Origin of the sequence: Streptomyces sp. NPDC050997 (genome assembly GCF_040660135.1) — a bacterium.
Classification (GTDB): Bacteria; Actinomycetota; Actinomycetes; order Streptomycetales; family Streptomycetaceae; genus Streptomyces.
Map to the genome: position 1 here is coordinate 281,787 of NZ_JBFAGK010000008.1, position 17,772 is coordinate 299,558.

The window sequence follows — 17,772 nt, forward strand, 5'->3', positions numbered from 1 at the left end:
GCGGCTGTGCGCGGGGCGTCCTCCTCGGCGCGGGCTGGTCAGTATGCGCCGCTGCCCCGTAGCTCACTCACGACCTGCTCCCGCAGCTCCGGGCAGTACGCCTTCACGCCCATCAACAGCAGTTCGTTCGCCTCTTGCTTCTGCGTGCCCCAGTCCGGCCCGTACGGGTACAGACCGCCCTCGTCGAACATCCACTTCGCGCTGTGCCCCGCGCCCAGAGCGTCGCACCACTCCTGTGGAAAGTCGATGAGGTCACCGTCGGATGGCTGTCGCTCGGCCCAGCTGCGCCACGACTCAAGGTGCACGGCGTCGAGGAACGTGACTTCCTTGCTGACACTCGGCGACGCCTTCGGCTTGGCAGGCGTCTTGTCGTCGCTGGTATTGCCACAGGCAGCAAGCGAAGCGAGCACGGCAGCGGCCAGTAGCACGGTATTGGTGATGCGGCGCATCGTGTTCCCCAGGGTGTGTGAAGTCGGTACGGGGCGTGCACGGTTGAACGAACCAAGGCCCACCGTCACGGGTCGGTGGGGGCTTGGTCGAAGAGATCAGTAGTTGGCGTTGGCGATGAGGTCGCCATCCTGGCCGTAGACGCTGACGAGCCCGTTCTTGGACTCGTAGCAGGACGTGAACGCAGAGGCGATGAGCTTCGCGTCCCCCTGGTTGTCGCTCATAAGCCCGCCAGTGAAGTCGGTGTAGACCTCAGCCGAGTCCAGGATGTCGTTTCGCTTGTCCGCGCCGGTCACCTTCGTCACGTGCTGGACGGCCTTCTTCTCCGTGGCCGTACCGGACTTGGCAACGCAGGCCTTGAACTGCTCCGCCTGCGTCTTCGTCTTCTGCGCGGGCGTCGCCTCGGCCTTGTCGGACTCCGGCGTGCGGCCGGCGGCGACGGCCTTGTCCTTGGCGCCGGTGTCGGTGGAGTCGCCGTTTCCGCCGCCGGCCTCGGCGACGATGCCGATCAGAACGAAGAGGGCAACGACGCCGAGGCAGCCGAAGCCGACGATCTTCCCTGCGTTCGACTTCTTCGGCGGCTGCGGCTGGAACGGCGGAGTGCCGTAGCCCTGCTGCTGCGGGCCGCCCCAACCGGGCTGGGGCTGCTGCGGGTACTGCTGCTGGCTCATGGTCCCCCCAGGGGATGTAGATGCACCTTGCGGGTGCGTGTGACGTGTGAAACTGGAATGTGCGTCAGGCGGCCCAGGCGGCGAGGGCGCCTGTAGCCCACAGCGGGACCAGGCGCGGGAGTTCGGTGCGCGGGACGGTGCCGCGCACGCAGCGCAGGCCAAGTTTGGCCAGGGAGTCGGCGGCCTCGTTGAGGGGGTGACCGGCGTGGGCCTTCTCGTGGACGAAGGTCAAGTGAGGGGTGTACTCGGCGAGCAACTGCAGCTTGACCAGGGTGGGCTGGCGGCCCTGGGCGCGCAGGTGGGTGTCGTAGCCCTCGGGCATGTTCGTCCCACCCTGCTGCCAGCTGTGCAGGTGCCGCAGCGCCTGCAGGTTGTCCACGCGGACCTCGATGGGTCGGCCGGGGTGTGCGTGGAGGACCGTCTTGAGGCCCCAGTACACGGCGCGCAGTTCGGTGACGACCACGCCGGAGCGGGGTCGTACGAGGTGCTTCGGGTAGAGGTGGGCGCGCAGACCGGTGGGGCCGGTGGTGGCGAGGTAGCCGGAGGCCACCCGGTCCGGGCCGACCGAGGCGTCCGTGGCCAGCACGATCGGCCCGGCGACGGCCTTGACCCTTTCGTTCACGCACACCTGGCGGCAAGCAAACGTGGCGGGGCGCGGTGCGTGGGCGAGGGGAGAACGACGACCCATGACAGTTGTTGCCTCCTTGACTTCGCGACGGGACAGCGGGAAAGAGGGCGAGCAGCGCGTGACGCCCGTCGAACTGGTCGTGTGGGTCAGGCGCCATCAATGCGTTGCAATGCCCCCTGGAATCCGCCAGATCGCGGAGGAGCTCCGGTGCTGCTGGTGGGTCAGATAGCAGCCGGGGCCTTCTTGTACCAGTCCGTGATCACCTTGGTCAGGTGCACGACGTTCTGCTGACGCATGATCGGGGCGGAGGCATTCGGCTCGAAGTCCTCGTTCGCGTCCGTGGTGCGCCAGATGCTGTCCTCGGTGACGGGGGCGGTCATGTGCCGGTCGAGCCGCTTGAAGAACTCCTGGATGTCACCGTCCTCGGCTCCGTCCTCCTTCAGGTTGCGGTAGACGCCGCCCAGGACGCGGAGCATGCCCACCGAGCCCAGAAGCGAGGACTCTCGCAGCCTCATGGCCTTGGTGGGGGGAGCCGGCGGCTCGTTCTTCTTCTTGACGGAGAGCGAGGGATCGTAGTTGTCCACGTCCTCCTCAGTGATCTCCGCGAGCGCGGTGAAAGCAATGGAGATGACATCCAAGAAGCCGCGGACGCTCTCGATAACCTCGTTGTCGGTCAGCGACTCGACCTTCTTGCTGACACGGCCACCGGGACCGGCGATGACGGCCCGCGTGATGTCGGCGACGTGCTTGGCGCCCATCAGGTTGCGGTTGATCAGCGTCATCCGGTCCCGCTCGATGTCGACCTTGCCCAGGAAGAGGGGGTGGACGACGATGTCGCTGAGCGTGCGGTTGGCGATGCGCGAGGTGTCGAAGCGGGCCCGGACGGCACCGGAGATCCCCTTGGCGTTGTCCGCGACGTCGACGAACATCTGCTGGCCGCTGACGCCGTCGGGCTCCACGTAGATGTCGATGCCGACGAACTCGTCCTTGAGTCGCTGCATTCGGCCGATCAGCGCCTCGCGGTCCTGCTCCAGCTTCGCCTTCTTGGCCTCGTTGGCGCGGTGGATCTCCCGGTCGATGCGGGAGACCTCGTCCGTGATGCGCTTCTTCTCCAGGTGGACCCCGAGGATGCGGTGCTGGCCGTCGATCGTGATCAGGCGTCCGATGCCGCCGATGGACCACGGGACAGTGAGGTAGCCGACCGAGCCGTCTTCGCTGATCGGCTCGAAGCGGCAGCCGCCGGTGTCGCGGATGAGGAGGGCCGGAGCCACCCACCTGGGGTTGTCGGCGAGGTACTGGCCGAAGCCCTTGGCGTGAGTGATGTCCACCTTGCGGTTGTCCGGGTCCGGCTTGGCGGGGTCCGGGATGGTGAGGACGACCGAGAGGTCGGCGAGCGGAATGCGCGTCGTGTAGACGGTCCGGCCGCCCTGGCTGGTGCGGATCGCCAGGTAAGTGGACTCCTCACGCACCAGGGAGAGGCGCGAGGAGTCGACAGTGATGGTCATGGCTGACTTCCTTTCCGAGCAGGTAGCCCTCGGGGGCAGTGGGAGAGGCAGGCGGCGCGTGACGCCCGCTGGGATCGGCAGGGATCTGAAGAGATCGGATGCGCGGCACGGACTCAGCAGAGCGCCTCGGGCCGCCGCTTCCACTCGGAAGCAGGACTAGATAAGCATGACACTGAAAGCATCGTCAAACAACTTGCCGGACTTGACGACCGCTGTAATGTGTTAACCGTCCACTATCCGACTGGCCCGAGAGGTGCGGAACCCCACGCCATGCCCCAGCAGCCACCAGCCCAACTTGCGCCCTCCGCGCACGTGACAGCCGCCGAGATCTCCCGCATCGCAGGGGTCACGCGCGCCACCGTCAGCAACTGGCGCCGCCGCCACGACGACTTCCCGGCCCCCAGCGGAGGCACGGAAACCAGCCCGCTCTACGACCTGCCGGCCGTCCAGGCATGGCTGCGGGGACGTGGGCACACCTCCACCGCCTCGCCGACCGAGGAGTTGCGTACGGCGCTACGGCTACTGGGACCCGGCTCGGGTGTGGCCGCGCGACTGTTCCCACTGGTGGCTGCCGCGTCCCGCCGCACGCCGGAGGAGCTCGCCGAACTCGCCGCCTTGCCCGACGACCAGCTGATCGCCCGAGCGGAGAAGACCGCGGGCGAGCTCCCGGTAGCCGTACCGGAGGCCGACCCGGTCCGCTACGGCCTGGACGACGCGGGCGCGGTCCGCGCGCTGCTGGGTTGCGTCCGTGAGGCGGGGGCACAGGCCGCCGTCGACGTCCTCGCCGAACGCGAACTGGACGAGGGCGCCGCCAGCGGCGTTTACCAGACCCCGGAGGGCCTGGCCCTGCTCATGGCACGGCTCCTGCCCGCCGGCGCGTCCGGCGTCCTCGACCCCGCCTGCGGCAGCGGTACGCTCCTCTCCGCCGCCGCCCGGCAGGGCGCACAGGAGCTGTACGGGCAGGACTCGCTCCCCGTCCAGGGCCAGCGCACCGCGGTCCGGCTGCTGCTCGCCGCGCCCGAGGCCGAGACGGCGATCCGCGTCGGCGACAGCCTGCGCGCCGACGCCTTCCCCGACGTCACGGTGGACGCCGTCCTGTGCAACCCGCCGTTCGCCGACCGCGATTGGGGTCACGACGAGCTGGCCTACGACCCGAGGTGGTCGTACGGACTCCCGCCGCGCTTCGAATCCGAACTGGCCTGGGTGCAACACGCCCTCGCGCACCTGGAGCCCGGCGGTTACGCGGTCATGCTGCTGCCGCCCGCGCTCGCCTTCCGCTCCTCCGGCCGCCGCGTCCGCGCGGAACTCATCCGCAGCGGGGCCCTGCGCGCCGTTGTCTCACTTCCGGCGCGTGCCGCGTATCCGCTCCACATCGGCCTGCAGATCTGGGTGTTCCAACGCCCCGAGCCGGGCGGCACGGATCGTACGACGGTGCTGTTCGTCGACGGGGAGGGCGAGCAGCGGGACGGCGCCACGGGCACGCCGTCCGCCCCCGACACGGCCACGGCCGGCGTCGGCACCCGCGGCGGCTCACGCCCCCGCCGATCCGGCTCTTCCTCTTCCGCCGCCTCCTCTGCCCCCGCCTCTTCCGCCTCTGCCTCCGCCTCCTCCTTCGACTGGGCGGGGCTGACCGACCGGGTCCTCGCCCAGTGGGCCGCGTTCACCCCCGCCCCCGACACCTACGCCGACGAGCCCGGCGTCGCCCGCGCGGTGCCGCTCGTCGACCTCCTCGACGACGTCGTCGACGTCACCCCGGCCCGCCACGTCCGGGCGACCGCGGCCGACATCGACCCGGCCGCACTGGCCCGCCGCGTCCACGACCTGCACGAGCAACTGGCCGAGCAGGTAGCCGCCCTGGCGGCCGCCTCCGCGTCCGGCGGGTGGCAGCCGTCCGGGGCCTCGGCCCGCGAGTGGCGTACGGCGACCATCTCCGACCTGGCACGCGGCGGGGCCCTGACCGTGCTCCGGGCGGCGGCGCCCGGCACGCGAGGCTCCAAGGGTCCCGCCGCTCCCACCGTGGACCGGCCGGTCATCACCGCCAAGGACATCTCCGCCGGAAACCCCCCGTCCAGCGGGGCCGTTGACATCCACGCCGACACAGCGCAACCCGTCGCCGCCGGGGACGTCCTCGTACGCGGCGTCGCGGGCGGCGGCGACGCGGCCGCGATGACCCGGGTCGCGGACGACCGGGACGCCGGAGCCCTGCTCGGGCCACAGGTCCATCTCCTGCGCCCCGACCCGGCCCGTCTCGACCCGTGGTTCCTGGCCGGATTCCTCGGCGCCGAGGACAACATCGCCTCCGCGTCCACCGGCAGCACCCTCGTGCACGTCACACCGGGCCGCCTGCGCGTACCGCTGCTGCCCCTGGAGGAACAGCGGCGCTACGGCGAGGCCTTTCGCCGTGTGTACGAGCTGCGCGCGGCCGTCCGCCGAACCGCCGACCTCGCCGCCGACACCGCGGCCACCCTGACCACCGGCCTCACCGCCGGCGTACTCCTGCCACCGGACACCCCGGGCACCCCGGGCACCCCGGACAGTCGTTCCGCCTGAAACGCCCGACACGTCCCACCGCACACGACCACACTGGATCCCTGCCGTCCCACGCCCGGACGGTGCTCTTCGAAAGGAAGCCGGGACCTCTTGAACAGCAGCAAGCACACGGAGCTGGCGAATCACGCCTGGTCCGTCGCCGATCTCCTGCGCGGCGACTACAAGCAGTCCGACTACGGCAAGGTCATCCTGCCGTTCACCGTCCTGCGCCGCCTGGAGTGCGTCCTGGAGCCGACGCGCGAGAAGGTCGTCGAGACCGTCGCCAAGTTCGCGGGCCAGGAGATCGACACCGGCCACTTCCTGCGCAAGGCCTCTGGCCACTCCTTCTACAACAAGAGCGACCTGACGCTGCGGAAGATCGCGGCCGACCCACAGAACGCGGCGAAGAACCTGCAGATCTATGTCGGCGCCTTCTCCGACAACGCCCGCGAGGTCCTCGACAAGTACGAGTTCAACCAGCAGGTCAAGAAGCTCGACGGCGCCAACCTGCTCTACCAGGTCATCGGCAAGTTCACCGACCTCGACCTGCACCCCGATGTCGTGCCCAACCACAACATGGGCTACATCTTCGAGGAGTTGATCCGCCGCTTCGCCGAGCAGTCGAACGAGACCGCGGGTGAGCACTTCACCCCGCGCGAGGTCATCAAACTGATGGTCAACCTGCTGGTGGCGCCTGACGCGGACGCCCTCAGCCTGCCGGGTGTCGTCCGCACGGTCATGGACCCGGCCTGCGGCACGGGCGGCATGCTCAGCGCCGCCGACGACCGCATCAAGGCCCTCAACCCGGACGCGACGGTCGAGGTGTACGGGCAGGAGCTCAACCCCGAGTCCTGGGCGATCTGCCGGTCCGACCTCATGATCAAGGGCCAGGACCCGGAGAACATCCGCTTCGGCAACTCCTTCTCCGACGACGGCCACGCCCGCCGCAGGTTCGACTACATCCTCGCCAATCCGCCGTTCGGCGTGGAGTGGAAGAAGGTCAAGGAGGAGGTCGAGTACGAGCACAAGTCGCTCGGCGATGCCGGCCGCTTCGGCGCGGGTCTGCCGCGCATCAACGACGGCTCGCTGCTCTTCCTCCAGCACATGATCTCGAAGATGAAGCCGGTGGACGTCAACGGCGGGGGCGGCTCCCGCATCGCCATCGTCTTCAACGGCTCCCCGCTGTTCACGGGCGCGGCCGAGTCCGGCGAGTCCAACATCCGCCGCTGGATTCTGGAGAACGACTGGCTGGAGGCCATCGTCGCCCTCCCCGACCAGCTCTTCTACAACACCGGCATCTCCACGTACTTCTGGATCCTCACCAACCGCAAGGACGCTGACCACAAGGGCAAGGTCGTCCTGCTCGACGCGCGCGACCAGTGGCAGAAGATGCGCAAGTCGCTCGGCGACAAACGCAAGGAACTCGGCGACGGGACGAACGGCCGGCCCAACCACATCGGCGACATCACCCGCCTGTACGCGGAGGCCCTCCAGGTCGCGAAGGCTCCCCAGCACCCGCTGCACGGCAAGGCCAAGGTCTTCGCCAACGAGGACTTCGGCTACCAGCGCATCACCGTCGAACGGCCGCTGAAGCTGCGCTTCGAGGTCACGGAGGAGACGTTGGCCGCACTGGCGGAGGCCAAGCCGGTCGCGAAGCTGGAGCGGAGTGAGGAGTTCGTCGCGGCGGTGAGTACGTTGCTCGGCTCGTCCTGGACGACGAAGTCCGAGGCGTTCATCGCACTCAAGGACGCGGTGGTCGCGGCTGGCCTGACCTGGCCGTCGGGCGCGCCGTTCGCGAAGGCGGTACGGGAGACGATCGGCGTCCGGGACCCGGAGGGCGAGATCCAGAAGGTCAAGGGCGTGGCGGAGCCGGACACGGACCTGCGGGACTACGAAAACGTGCCGCTCGGCGAGGACGTCGAAGAGTACCTCAAGCGCGAGGTGCTGCCGCACGTCCCGGACGCGTGGATCGACCACACGAAGACGAAGATCGGCTACGAGATCCCGTTCACGCGGCACTTCTACATGTACAAGCCGCCCAGGCCGCTGGCCGAGATCGATGCGGAGTTGAAGTCGTTTGAGGCGGAGATCCAGACCCTGCTGGGTGAGGTGACCAAATGACGTTTCCCGCCAACTGGCAGACTCGCCGAGCTCGCTTCTCCTTCTCGCGTCGCGACGTACGAGGCGCTGACGCCCCCTTGGCCTCCGCAACCAAAGATGGCGTCAGTCTGCGAAGCGACCTGGACTTCTCAGTGTGGAACCCGGACTCCAACGTCAGTAACTACAAGCTCGTCGAGCCAGACGACTTCGTCATCGGCCTGCGGTCCTTCCAACACGGGATTTCACACTCCGCCGTGCGGGGCATCGTGAGCCCGGCATACACGGTTCTGCGGTCAGCAGGCGACTTGGATCCGAGATTCTTCAAGCACTATTTCCGATCCAGCCTGCTCATCTCCCATCTGGCGAACGTCACCCAGGGGATCCGGCAAGGTCAGGCAATTGACATTGAGGCCTTCCAGAACCTTCCGATGCCTGTACCCCCGCTAGAGGAGCAGCGCCGCATCGCCGACTTCCTCAACGCCGAGACCGCCCGCATCGACCTGTTGGTACGGAAGCGTCAAGCACAGCATTCGCTGATTGACGAGCGAGCTTATGCGCATGTCTCCGAGACTCTAATCCCGGGCATCCTGACCCACCCGCTCGAGCGAGGCCCGTGGCCGTGGCTCCCGGCTGTCTCCTCGGTCCACCCCCTGGTGCGGCTCGGCTACATCTGCCGCATTCAGAATGGCCTCACAGTCGACGGGAAGCGCGACGTGACGGGAGACGTGCTGACGCGCCCGTACCTTCGTGTGGCCAACGTCCAAGCCGGATACGTCAATCTCGACTCGGTCGCCGAGATCACTGTCCCCCGAGCAGTCGCCAGCCGCAGCACACTCCGTCCCGGTGACGTCCTCATGACCGAAGGCGGCGACCTCGACAAACTCGGCCGCGGGACGGTGTGGAACGGCGAGCTCCCGAATTGCCTGCACCAGAACCACATCTTCGCGCTCCGCGTGGACGAGTCCCGCCTGGACGGACACTACCTGGCTCTGATGACACAGACTGTGCACGGGCGTTGCTACTTCGAGAGCACGGGCAGCCGCACCACGAACTTGGCATCAACCAACAGCAGCAAGATCTTGAGTTTCCCTGTCCCGCTCCCACCCGTCGCCAAGCAACAAGCCCTGGTCCGAGAGGTGAATACGAAGCTGGACTGCGTCCGGCGCGCGAAGGAGAGACTCACGACTCAGCTCGACCTTCTTTCTGAACGCCGCCAGGCCCTGATCACCGCTGCCGTGACCGGGCAGTTCGACGTAGCCACCGCCAGCGGACGCAACGTAACGGACGGAGTGAGCGCATAGCCATGAGCCCCATCCACACGGAGTCCGCCTTCGGTGACGCCATCGTCGCCGCCATGGTCGAGCGCGGCTGGCGCGAAGCGCGTCCGCAGGACTACCGGGCCGATCTCGGCCTGGACACCAACGAGTTGTTCACCTTCATCGGGGCGACCCAGCCCGAGGAGTGGAGCGAGCTGCTCACCGTCTACGGCGGCGACCCGAACGAGGCGCAGCGCGGGTTCGCCGGTCGCCTCGACCAGGCCATCGCCACCAACGGGCTCCTCGACGTGCTTCGCAACGGCGTCAAGGACCGCGGTGTCCTCCTCCGCGTCGCGTACTTCAAGCCGAACCTCGTCGCCCACGACTCCGTGCTCGACGGCTACCGGGCCAACCGCCTCACCGTCGTCCGCGAGCTCGAGTACGCGACGAAGCAGGCCGACTGGGGCAACCGGCTCGACCTCGCCCTCTTCCTCAATGGAATCCCGGTCGCCACGGCCGAGTTGAAGAACCCGCTGACGAAGCAAGGGGTGGAGCAGGCCAAGGAGCAGTACCGCACCGACCGCGACCCGACCGAGCTGATCTTCACGCGCCGGGTCGTCGCGAACTTCGCCGTGGACCCGGACCTGGTATTCGTCGCCACCCAGCTCAAGGGCAAGAACACCCGCTTCCTCCCGTTCAACACCGGCTCCAGCGGCCCCGGCCAGCCGGGCGGCGCCGGCAATCCGGCCCCGACCGCCTACGGCACGTACGCGACCTCCTACCTCTGGGAACACGTCTGGCAGCCGGACAACTGGCTGGACCTGCTCCAGCGGTTCGTGCACCTGCACAAGAGCAAGTCGCCCGGCGGCGGCACCACCAAGACGATGGTCTTCCCCAGGTTCCAGCAGTGGGACGCGGTCAAGAAGCTCACCACGCACGCCGCAACGAACGGCGCGGGACACGACTACCTGGTCATGGCCTCGGCCGGCTCGGGCAAGTCGAACACCATCGGCTGGCTCGCACACCGCCTCAGCGACCTGCACACCCCTACCGACCCGTCGGCGCTCGACCCCGAGGCCGTGGCCAAGGGCCTAAGGCCGGGCGTGCCGGTCTTCGACAAGGTCATCGTCATCACCGACCGCCGCAACCTGGACGCGCAACTCCGGGAAACGGTCGGCAATTTCGAGCAGACCGCGGGCCTGGTCGTGAAGATCGACGAGAAGCACGGGGCGAAGGGCGAGCAGCTCGCCCAGGCCCTCTCCCGCGACACCGGGAAGATCGTCACCGTCACCCTGCACTCCTTCCCGGCGCTGCTCGACTACCTCCAGCGCAACCCCACCGAGATCCAGGGCAGCCGCTTCGCGATCATCGTGGACGAGGCGCACTCCTCGCAGTCCGGCGACGCAGCCACCGCCGTACGGTCAGCCCTACGTGACCTCGGCCTGGATTCCGATTCGGACGACGCGGGCGCGACCACGGTCAAGGCCCCGGCCGCCGCCACCCTCGACGAGCAGCTCAAGAAGAGGGCCGAGCAGCGTTCCCGCGCCGCGAACCTCTCCTACTTCGCGTTCACCGCCACGCCGAAGGCCAAGACCCTCGAACTCTTCGGCACGCTCCAGGACATCGACGGCAAGGCGACGTACCGGCCCTTCCACACGTACTCGATGCGGCAGGCGATCGAGGAGGGCTTCATCCTCGACCCGCTGCGCAACTACGTCACGTACAACACGTACTGGAAGCTGGTGAACCAGAACCCTGACGAGCGGGAGGTCGACCCGTCGAAGGCGAACGGCCTGCTCGCCCGGTACGCGCTGACCCATGACTCGACGGTCGCGCAGCACGCGCAGGTGATCGTGGAGCACTTCGTGGCGCACAGCCGGGGCCGTCTCGGCGGGCGGGCCAAGTCGATGGTGGTGACCGCCTCGCGGCAGTCCGCCGTGCAGATGGCGCGCGCCATCAAGAGCTACGTCAAGGACCGGGACTACGACACCAAGTACCCGGACCTGGGTGTCCTCGTCGCCTTCTCCGGCTCGCTCACCGTCGACGGCGAGGAGACCACCGAGCCGAAGGAGAACGGCGGGCTGTCGGAGAGCGCGCTGCCGAAGGCGTTCGCGTACACGCGCGCCGATGACAAGGCCGCGCGAGCCGGCGGGGCGGGACAGCGGGAGTACAAGATCCTGGTCGTCGCGGAGAAGTATCAGACCGGGTTCGACCAGCCGCTCCTGACGACGATGTACGTCAACAAGACGCTGACCGGCATCTCCGCCGTCCAGACCCTGTCCCGGCTGAACCGGACCGCCGAGCGCAAGACCCAGGCCGACCTGGCGGTACTGGACTTCGTCAACGACGCCGACGACATACAGGAGTCCTTCCGCCCGTACTTCGAGGAGGCGATGACCCTCCCCTCCGACCCCAACCTGCTCTACACCGCGCAGAGCCGGGTCATGCAGGCGCCGATCCTGTCCGGGCAGGAGATGGACGAGTTCGCCGCCGCGTACTTCGCCGCCAAGGAGAAGGCGGCAGGCTCACAGTCCAAGTGGGAGAAGCTGCACGCCGAGTTGTACCGGCTGCTCTCCCCCGCCGTCGCCCGCTTCACGCCCCTGCTCGAAAGCGACGACGAGGACGACCAGGAGACGGCCGAGGGCTTCCGCGCCGACCTCAACGACTACGTCAGGAAGTACGGCTTCCTCGCGCAGATCGTCCCCTACCGGGATGCCGAGCTGGAGCGGTTGCACCTCTACGGCCGCTACCTCCTCAACCGGCTGCCGCGCCGCGCGGACGGCGGCGTGGACATAGGCGAGATCGACCTCAGCCACATGCGCGTGGAGAAGACCGGCGAGTACGACGTCTCCCTCACTGCCGAGGGTCCGACAACGATGCAGGGCTTCGGCGACGGCTCAGGCGGCGCGAAGGAAGCGGAGAAGTCGCTGCTCTCGCAGTTGATCGACAAGTTCAACGAACGCTTTGGCACCGAGTTCACCGAGCAGGACGTCATCCGGCCGTTCGAGGAGGCCAAGGCCGACCCGAAGGTACGGGCGGCGGCCGTCGTCAACGACGAGGACAACTTCGGGCTCGTCTTCGACAACGTCTTCGCGGACAAGATGGCCGACCACATCGACACCATCGCGGGCATGGGCCGCCAGTACTTCGGCCCCGACAAGGGCTTCAAGTCCAGCCTGGACCGCAGCGCCCGCAAGGCCGCGTGGCGGATGATCCGCCGCGAGGAGGGGCTGGACGACGACGTCTGATCCGTACGCCCCGGCTGGACATGCTGACCGGGGCACCCCTTGGCCTCGATTCGTCTGCGGCCTGACACCTGTGGTTGATGTGGCGTGATTTGTCCGGATTATCGTCGGTTCGCCGGCAGGCAGCGCCCGTAAACGAATGCACGAGGTTCATGCCGTTCTTGTCCGATGCAAGCCATAGGTTGTTGTGGGAAAAGAGGGGGAGACGATGACTGACGACCGCAGGGCACTCGTTCCGGTGTGGACACTGGCGACCGGTGACGTCCGGGTGCCCGCATTGGCCGGAGACGAGCCGATGACGGCTGAGCGCCTGGCTGAACTGCGCGGTGTGCTGGCCGCCCTGGCCGACGCGCCGATTGCCACGCTGGAGATGCATCCGCTGCCCGCCAAGCTCGCCCGCAGCCGAGGCATCCCGCTCGATGCCGCGAGTCCCCTGGCGCAGCACCTGTCACAGTTCATCACGCAATCGACGCGAAGTTCCCTTACGGCGGCCAGGGCGACCGCTGCCGGCGAAAACCTGTATCGCATGGTGGTTCCGGCGAAGGTTGCTGCCCAGTTCGGTCAGGGCATGGTTCGCCCGATGGCGTCGAAGGCGGCGGCCGGTGGCATCCACAGTGCACTCATGAACTCGACGGGCATCGCCGCCAATGCGACGTTCGTGCCAGTCGGTAAAGCGGCCGCAGCAGGCGCAGTCGGTGGAGCCGGTGCAACAGCAGGCGTCGCGGCCGCCGGCAGCGCGGCGCTCACCGTGGCCGCGCCGCTCGTGCTCATGGCCGTAGCGGTGGGGGTAAGCGCGCATGCCGACTACAAGCGCCAGCAGGCTATCGAACACATCACAGAACTGCTGGAGCAACTGCACGAGCAGAAGCTCGAAGACGAGCACAGCGAACTCGACGGCTGCCGCGATGCCATCGACAAAGCCACCGCCATTCTGCTCGACCAGGGCAAACTCGGTATCTCGCTAGGACTGGACTCGGCGGTACATGCCATCAACACGGCTCTGGGCGCCGCTGACCGCCGCCTTGCCCGGTGGCAGACCGCACTCGACAAGCTGCCTGACGACAAGCCCGTCGAGATCAGCACGCTGACCAAGTCGTTCCTCGGCGTCGACGAGCATGGCGGCACGTTCCGAGCCCACCTCGAACTCGCCGCCTTGGCCATTGCGCTGAAGCGGCGGGTCGTCGTCCTGCAGGCGGTCGAGCATGCCCAGGACAACCCTGACAACATGTTCGAGAACTTCACCCGCGAGCTCAAGCGCGACCAACAGCGCCTCGACGAGCTGGAGTCGAGCATCGCCGGTGTGCTGGTGCACCTTTCGGCGCTGGAGCTGGCAGGCCCGCAGGGTTTGCGGCCCGTCTTCACGACCGGTGAAGTCGATCGCCTGATGCGCGCGGCAGACCGCATTCGCAAGCTGGGCGACGGCGTCATGGTCAACAGCCGCACGACAGACGTGGCGATCGAGATTGCCCGCAACAAGGACGGCTCGGTGATCGTGTTCCCCGCGCTGCCCATGCAAGCGTAGGCGCACTCGCCTCAGCAAGGACGGCCCCGCATTACGATCCGCCATAGACAAGCTGCGTACCGTCGAGGACATGGCGACGCAGACGGTGTCCGTGTGACGTGTGGGTGGAGTACGACCCCGGACGTGGGCCCAGCCGCCTGTGCGACTGGGCTCGGGGCTACGAACGTACGGCTCAGATGGTCTGGGCGGCGGCCAGCCGGACGAGCCCGGCCCACGTCTCGGGAGTGATCGTCAGAACCGGTCCGGATCGGACCTTCGAGTCACGGATGTGTATGCCGTTGACGGCGGCTGCGACCTCGACACACTCACCACCCCCGCCGCTGCTGTAGCTACTCGTGAACCAGGCCGACACCGGCACAGTCGACTCGGTGAGCTGAACACTCATTTCTCTCCCAGCAGTTCCTCGATGAAGGCCAGCGACTCACAGGGGGTGAGTGCCTGTGACCGGAGAATGCCATATCGGGCTTCGAGCTCACGGATCTTTCCGGCGCTGGTGTACAGACGACTGTCGTCCTGGACCTCGGTACGCGATTCGTCGCCCGTCGGCGTTGTCGATCAGATTGAAGGGTCCGCCCAGCCCAGCATGGTCCTCTCGGTCGGTGGGCATCACCTGAATCTCCACGTTGCGGTTCTGCCCCACGAGCAGGATCTGCTCCAACTGTTCGCGGAGTGTTGCCAGTCCACCGATCGGCTTGCGCAGCACCACTTCCTCGATGATGAAGCTCAGAAGGGGGGCTGGGCGACGAGTGAAGATTTCCTGCCGCGCCATCCGTGCCGCCAACCGCTGTTCAATGACGTCGTCATCCAGCAGGGGGCGCTGCATCTGGAAGACGGCCCTCGCATACTCCGTTGTCTGTAACAGGCCCGGCACCGCAAGAGCCGCGTACACAGACAGGCCGACCGCGCTCGCCTCCAACCGCGCCATGTCCCGGAAGAACGCCGGATACTGTGCCCGCCCCACCTCCTCCTTCAGTGCCTTGAGGACGCCCCCGGCGTCCAGCACCTCGTCCGCGCGGTCGATGAACCTGGGGGAGGGGATCCGTCGGCCCTGCTCGAAGGAGGCGATCGACTGGCCCGCGTAGCCCGTGAGCTTCCCGAACTCCGGCCGTTCCAGGCCCGCCCGTACCCGCAGCAGCTTCAACTGCCGCCCGAACGCCATCACCACGCCGGACCCCGGCTCGTCCTCCGGCCTCGGCCCGCCGTCTTCCCGCTCGCCCTCGCTCTGCTCCACCGACTCCACCGAATTCATGGGCTCCACCGCCTCCCCGGCCCGGTTCCCCGGCCCAACTCGCCCGCCCCGAGCCGGTCACGCGGCGCGCCTCGTACAGACCCCACCCCGCCGCGTACAACCGGAACGCGACGGCGCGTCACCACTGGTCGCGCTACGCCACCACCGGGAGCGTTGAGGGCATGATCAGTGAGACCGCTCCCCCCGACCGCGTCCCCCGACCCACCAGCCCCACAGGCCACTTCGCGATGCGGTTCAGCTCCACTCCGCGCGGTGCGCGGCTCGCCCGGCGGCTTGCCGGGGAGCGGCTCGACGCGTGGGGCATCCCCTACGACTGCGACACGCACCACGCGCTGACGCTGATCGTCGCCGAGCTCGCCGCCAACGCCGTCCGGCACGGCCGGGTCCCCGGCCGCGACTTCCAGCTCTCGTTCGCCCGCAACGCCACGACCGTACGGATCGAGGTCACCGACACCCGCACCGAAGGCGTACCGGTCGTGGCGACGCCCGCGGACCTCGGCGACACCGGCCGCGGCCTGCTCCTGGTGGAGCACCTCGCCAACCGCTGGGACTGGCACCCGCGCCCCGACGGCACCGGCAAGACGGTCTGGGCGGAGTACGTCCTGCCGGCGGGAGGCCGACCGGTCGCCGCACCCTCCTGCCCGTCGTCCATCGCCGAGCCCGTACCCGTGGAGCAGCGCGATCCCTGGACGGCAGATCGACGCAGCGGTCACACTTGACCCCTGACCGTGACTGTTCATCACGCACACCGGGGGCAAGGTGCCGCAGGAGGCGATCTCCGACCGTTACGAACTCCTGGAGGAGCTCAGCCACGGCGGCATGGGCGACGTGTGGCGCGGCTACGACGCCGTGCTCGACCGGCCCGTCGCCGTGAAGCTCATCCGGCAGGCGTCGGTCACCTCCCCGCAGCTGGCCGAGGAGTTCGCCAAGCGCTTCCGTCGCGAGGCCCGCATCACCGCGCGCATCCAACACCCCGGCGTGCCGCAGGTGTACGACGCGGTGCTCGACGCGTCGTACGAGCGGCTGTTCCTGGTGATGGAGCTCGTCGACGGCGTACCACTGTCCGCCTACCTAGACCCCGGCCGGCCGCTGCCGGTCAGCTGGGCGGCCGCCGTCGCCGCGCAGGTCGCGACCGTGCTGTCGTACGCGCACGACGTGCCGGTCATCCACCGGGACCTCAAGCCGGGCAACATCCTCGTCGCCCGTGACGGCACCGTGAAGGTCCTCGACTTCGGCATCGCGGCGATCCTGCGCACCGACGTCACCAAGCTGACCGCCACCGGCAGCCCCATCGGCACCCACCAGTACATGTCGCCCGAGCAGGTCCGCGGCGGACGCATCACCCCGGGGACCGACCTGTACGCGCTGGGCTGCGTACTGCACGAACTCCTCAGCGGGCGCGTCGTGTTCGAGGCGGAGAACGAGTACCTGCTGATGTACCAGCACGTCAACGCCGCCCCCACCCCGCTGCGACGGCTGCGGCCCGACGTCCCCGAGGCGATGGAGGAGCTGGTCCTGCACCTGCTGCGCAAGGCGCCCGAGGCGCGGCCCGCCGACACGCAGGAGGTGTACGCGCGGCTGCTGCCGTTCCTCCCGCCGCCAGGCGGAGAACCCGGCACAGCCGACGCCGGGCCGGTCGGCGCGCCCGATCCGACAGGCGTGTTCCGTCACCCTTTCGCGCCCCGCGCCCGCGCCCAGGCTCCCGCACCCGGCGGTTCCACGCCGACAGCCGTCCTCCCCAGGGCCCAGCCGGTGCCCGTCCCCGCCCAGCTGCGCGAGGACATCAAGGAGGCGTACGCCCACTCCGACGCCCTGCTGGAGGAGGAGCGGTTCGCGCAGGCCGCCGAGGTGCTCGGCGAGGTCATCGAACCCGCGGCCCTCGCCCTGGGCTCCGAGAGCAAGCAGGTCCTGGCGCTGCGCCGCCAGCGCGCGGCGATCCGCCTCCTCGGTGGCGACTACCGGGCCGCCCTGCCCGAGTTCGAGGCCCTCGCCGACGCGTACGCCCGCATCGCCGGACCCACCGGCGAGCAGGCCCGCGCCTGCCGCGCCCAGGCGGCCCGGTGCCGCGCCGAACTCGGCCAGGTCACCGACGCGCTCGCCGCGCTCCAGGGCGTGCTGAACGTCGTACGGGCCGTCGACAGCGACGTGAGCGAGGAAGCCGTGGAGCTGCGGCACAACATCGGGATGCTGCTGCTCGCCCAGGGCCGGGCCGTCGAAGCCCGGCAGATCCTCGAACCGCTCCACCAGGACATGTGCATGGTGTTCGGCCCAGACGACGAGATGACCGTCGAGATCGCCGAGGCACTCGCCGTGATCCGCCTCGGCCTCGACGGTTCGGCTTCCTGACCCGGGTCCTCCAGAAGCAGCATCGGCCGAAACCATGCTGCTCGCGACGAGTTCGGATCCGCGCCGCGTCGGTGACCACAACTTACGAGCCGGGCTCCCCGGGTGAGCGACAGCCTGCAGGTGCATGAGCCCTGAAGTCTGCTGTCCCTGACTCCTTACAGATCCCACTCGTCGGCCAGCAGTCCCACGAGCCGCCGCTGCCGCTTCTGCAGCAGTCCCGGCGCCCAATCCTGGTGCTGCAACACTCCTCACCGGCGCATGCGAAGCCCGGCTT

General features: G+C 68.4%; 12 protein-coding genes and 1 pseudogene. 7 read left to right on the top strand and 6 right to left on the bottom strand.

What is annotated here, in order from left to right:
• Positions 1-38: 38 nt before the first annotated feature.
• From AB0H86_RS20920 to AB0H86_RS20935, 4 genes are all read right to left on the bottom strand, one after another.
• Positions 39-449, bottom strand: a complete 411-nt coding sequence (locus tag AB0H86_RS20920) for a hypothetical protein (RefSeq protein WP_362440467.1) — start codon at positions 447-449, stop codon at positions 39-41.
• A gap of 96 nt (positions 450-545) precedes the next feature.
• The gene (locus tag AB0H86_RS20925) at positions 546-1,118 is read right to left on the bottom strand and encodes a hypothetical protein (protein WP_362440471.1); all 573 of its coding nucleotides are present in this window, start codon (positions 1,116-1,118) and stop codon (positions 546-548) included.
• Between the two features lie 64 nt (positions 1,119-1,182).
• Positions 1,183-1,740 (bottom strand): hypothetical protein, encoded by a 558-nt coding sequence (locus AB0H86_RS20930; protein ID WP_362440474.1) that lies wholly within the window; start codon positions 1,738-1,740, stop codon positions 1,183-1,185.
• 227 nt (positions 1,741-1,967) lie between these two features.
• Complete coding sequence (locus AB0H86_RS20935) at positions 1,968-3,251, bottom strand: DNA sulfur modification protein DndB (protein ID WP_362440477.1); 1,284 nt, start codon at positions 3,249-3,251, stop codon at positions 1,968-1,970.
• 312 nt (positions 3,252-3,563) lie between these two features.
• On the opposite strand from AB0H86_RS20935, the gene AB0H86_RS20940 reads away from it, so the two are divergent.
• The 5 genes from AB0H86_RS20940 to AB0H86_RS20960 all read left to right on the top strand — a co-directional run bounded on the left by AB0H86_RS20940 (position 3,564) and on the right by AB0H86_RS20960 (position 13,903).
• A complete protein-coding gene (locus tag AB0H86_RS20940; protein ID WP_362440480.1) occupies positions 3,564-5,801 on the top strand; it encodes an N-6 DNA methylase in 2,238 nt (745 codons plus the stop codon).
• A gap of 90 nt (positions 5,802-5,891) precedes the next feature.
• Complete coding sequence (locus AB0H86_RS20945; protein ID WP_362440483.1) at positions 5,892-7,901, top strand: class I SAM-dependent DNA methyltransferase; 2,010 nt, start codon at positions 5,892-5,894, stop codon at positions 7,899-7,901.
• Positions 7,898-9,181 (top strand): restriction endonuclease subunit S, encoded by a 1,284-nt coding sequence (locus tag AB0H86_RS20950; protein WP_362440486.1) that lies wholly within the window; start codon positions 7,898-7,900, stop codon positions 9,179-9,181. Before AB0H86_RS20945 ends, AB0H86_RS20950 begins: the two co-directional genes overlap by 4 nt.
• Positions 9,182-9,183: 2 nt before the next feature.
• Positions 9,184-12,384 carry a type I restriction endonuclease gene (locus tag AB0H86_RS20955; RefSeq protein ID WP_362440489.1) on the top strand — a complete coding sequence of 1,067 codons (3,201 nt, stop codon included), beginning with the start codon at positions 9,184-9,186 and terminating at the stop codon, positions 12,382-12,384.
• Positions 12,385-12,589: 205 nt separating this feature from the next.
• Positions 12,590-13,903 (top strand): hypothetical protein, encoded by a 1,314-nt coding sequence (locus AB0H86_RS20960; protein WP_362440492.1) that lies wholly within the window; start codon positions 12,590-12,592, stop codon positions 13,901-13,903.
• A gap of 172 nt (positions 13,904-14,075) precedes the next feature.
• On the opposite strand, the gene AB0H86_RS20965 is transcribed toward AB0H86_RS20960, so the two are convergent.
• Both AB0H86_RS20965 and AB0H86_RS20970 read right to left on the bottom strand, forming a co-directional pair.
• Positions 14,076-14,288 (bottom strand): DUF397 domain-containing protein, encoded by a 213-nt coding sequence (locus AB0H86_RS20965; protein WP_362440495.1) that lies wholly within the window; start codon positions 14,286-14,288, stop codon positions 14,076-14,078.
• A pseudogene (locus AB0H86_RS20970) lies at positions 14,285-15,152 on the bottom strand (helix-turn-helix transcriptional regulator). The gene AB0H86_RS20965 and the pseudogene AB0H86_RS20970 overlap by 4 nt, the downstream one beginning before the upstream one ends.
• A 161-nt stretch (positions 15,153-15,313) precedes the next feature.
• Here AB0H86_RS20970 and AB0H86_RS20975 point away from each other — a divergent pair.
• Together AB0H86_RS20975 and AB0H86_RS20980 are read left to right on the top strand one after the other, a co-directional pair.
• Entirely contained in the window at positions 15,314-15,871 is a 558-nt protein-coding gene (locus AB0H86_RS20975) for an ATP-binding protein (RefSeq protein ID WP_362440498.1), read from the top strand.
• A 40-nt stretch (positions 15,872-15,911) separates the two neighbouring features.
• Positions 15,912-17,498: a serine/threonine-protein kinase gene (locus AB0H86_RS20980; RefSeq protein WP_362440501.1), complete on the top strand. Its 1,587-nt coding sequence runs from the start codon at positions 15,912-15,914 to the stop codon at positions 17,496-17,498.
• The last annotated feature ends 274 nt before the right edge of the window (positions 17,499-17,772 follow it).

Coding starts and splice junctions, on each gene's coding strand:
- AB0H86_RS20925 (WP_362440471.1), bottom strand. CDS start 1,118: ATGAGCCAGCAGCAGTACCCGCAGCAGCCCCAGCCCGGTTGGGGCGGC.
- AB0H86_RS20920 (WP_362440467.1), bottom strand. CDS start 449: ATGCGCCGCATCACCAATACCGTGCTACTGGCCGCTGCCGTGCTCGCT.
- AB0H86_RS20950 (WP_362440486.1), top strand. CDS start 7,898: ATGACGTTTCCCGCCAACTGGCAGACTCGCCGAGCTCGCTTCTCCTTC.
- AB0H86_RS20975 (WP_362440498.1), top strand. CDS start 15,314: ATGATCAGTGAGACCGCTCCCCCCGACCGCGTCCCCCGACCCACCAGC.
- AB0H86_RS20955 (WP_362440489.1), top strand. CDS start 9,184: ATGAGCCCCATCCACACGGAGTCCGCCTTCGGTGACGCCATCGTCGCC.
- AB0H86_RS20965 (WP_362440495.1), bottom strand. CDS start 14,288: ATGAGTGTTCAGCTCACCGAGTCGACTGTGCCGGTGTCGGCCTGGTTC.
- AB0H86_RS20960 (WP_362440492.1), top strand. CDS start 12,590: ATGACTGACGACCGCAGGGCACTCGTTCCGGTGTGGACACTGGCGACC.
- AB0H86_RS20935 (WP_362440477.1), bottom strand. CDS start 3,251: ATGACCATCACTGTCGACTCCTCGCGCCTCTCCCTGGTGCGTGAGGAG.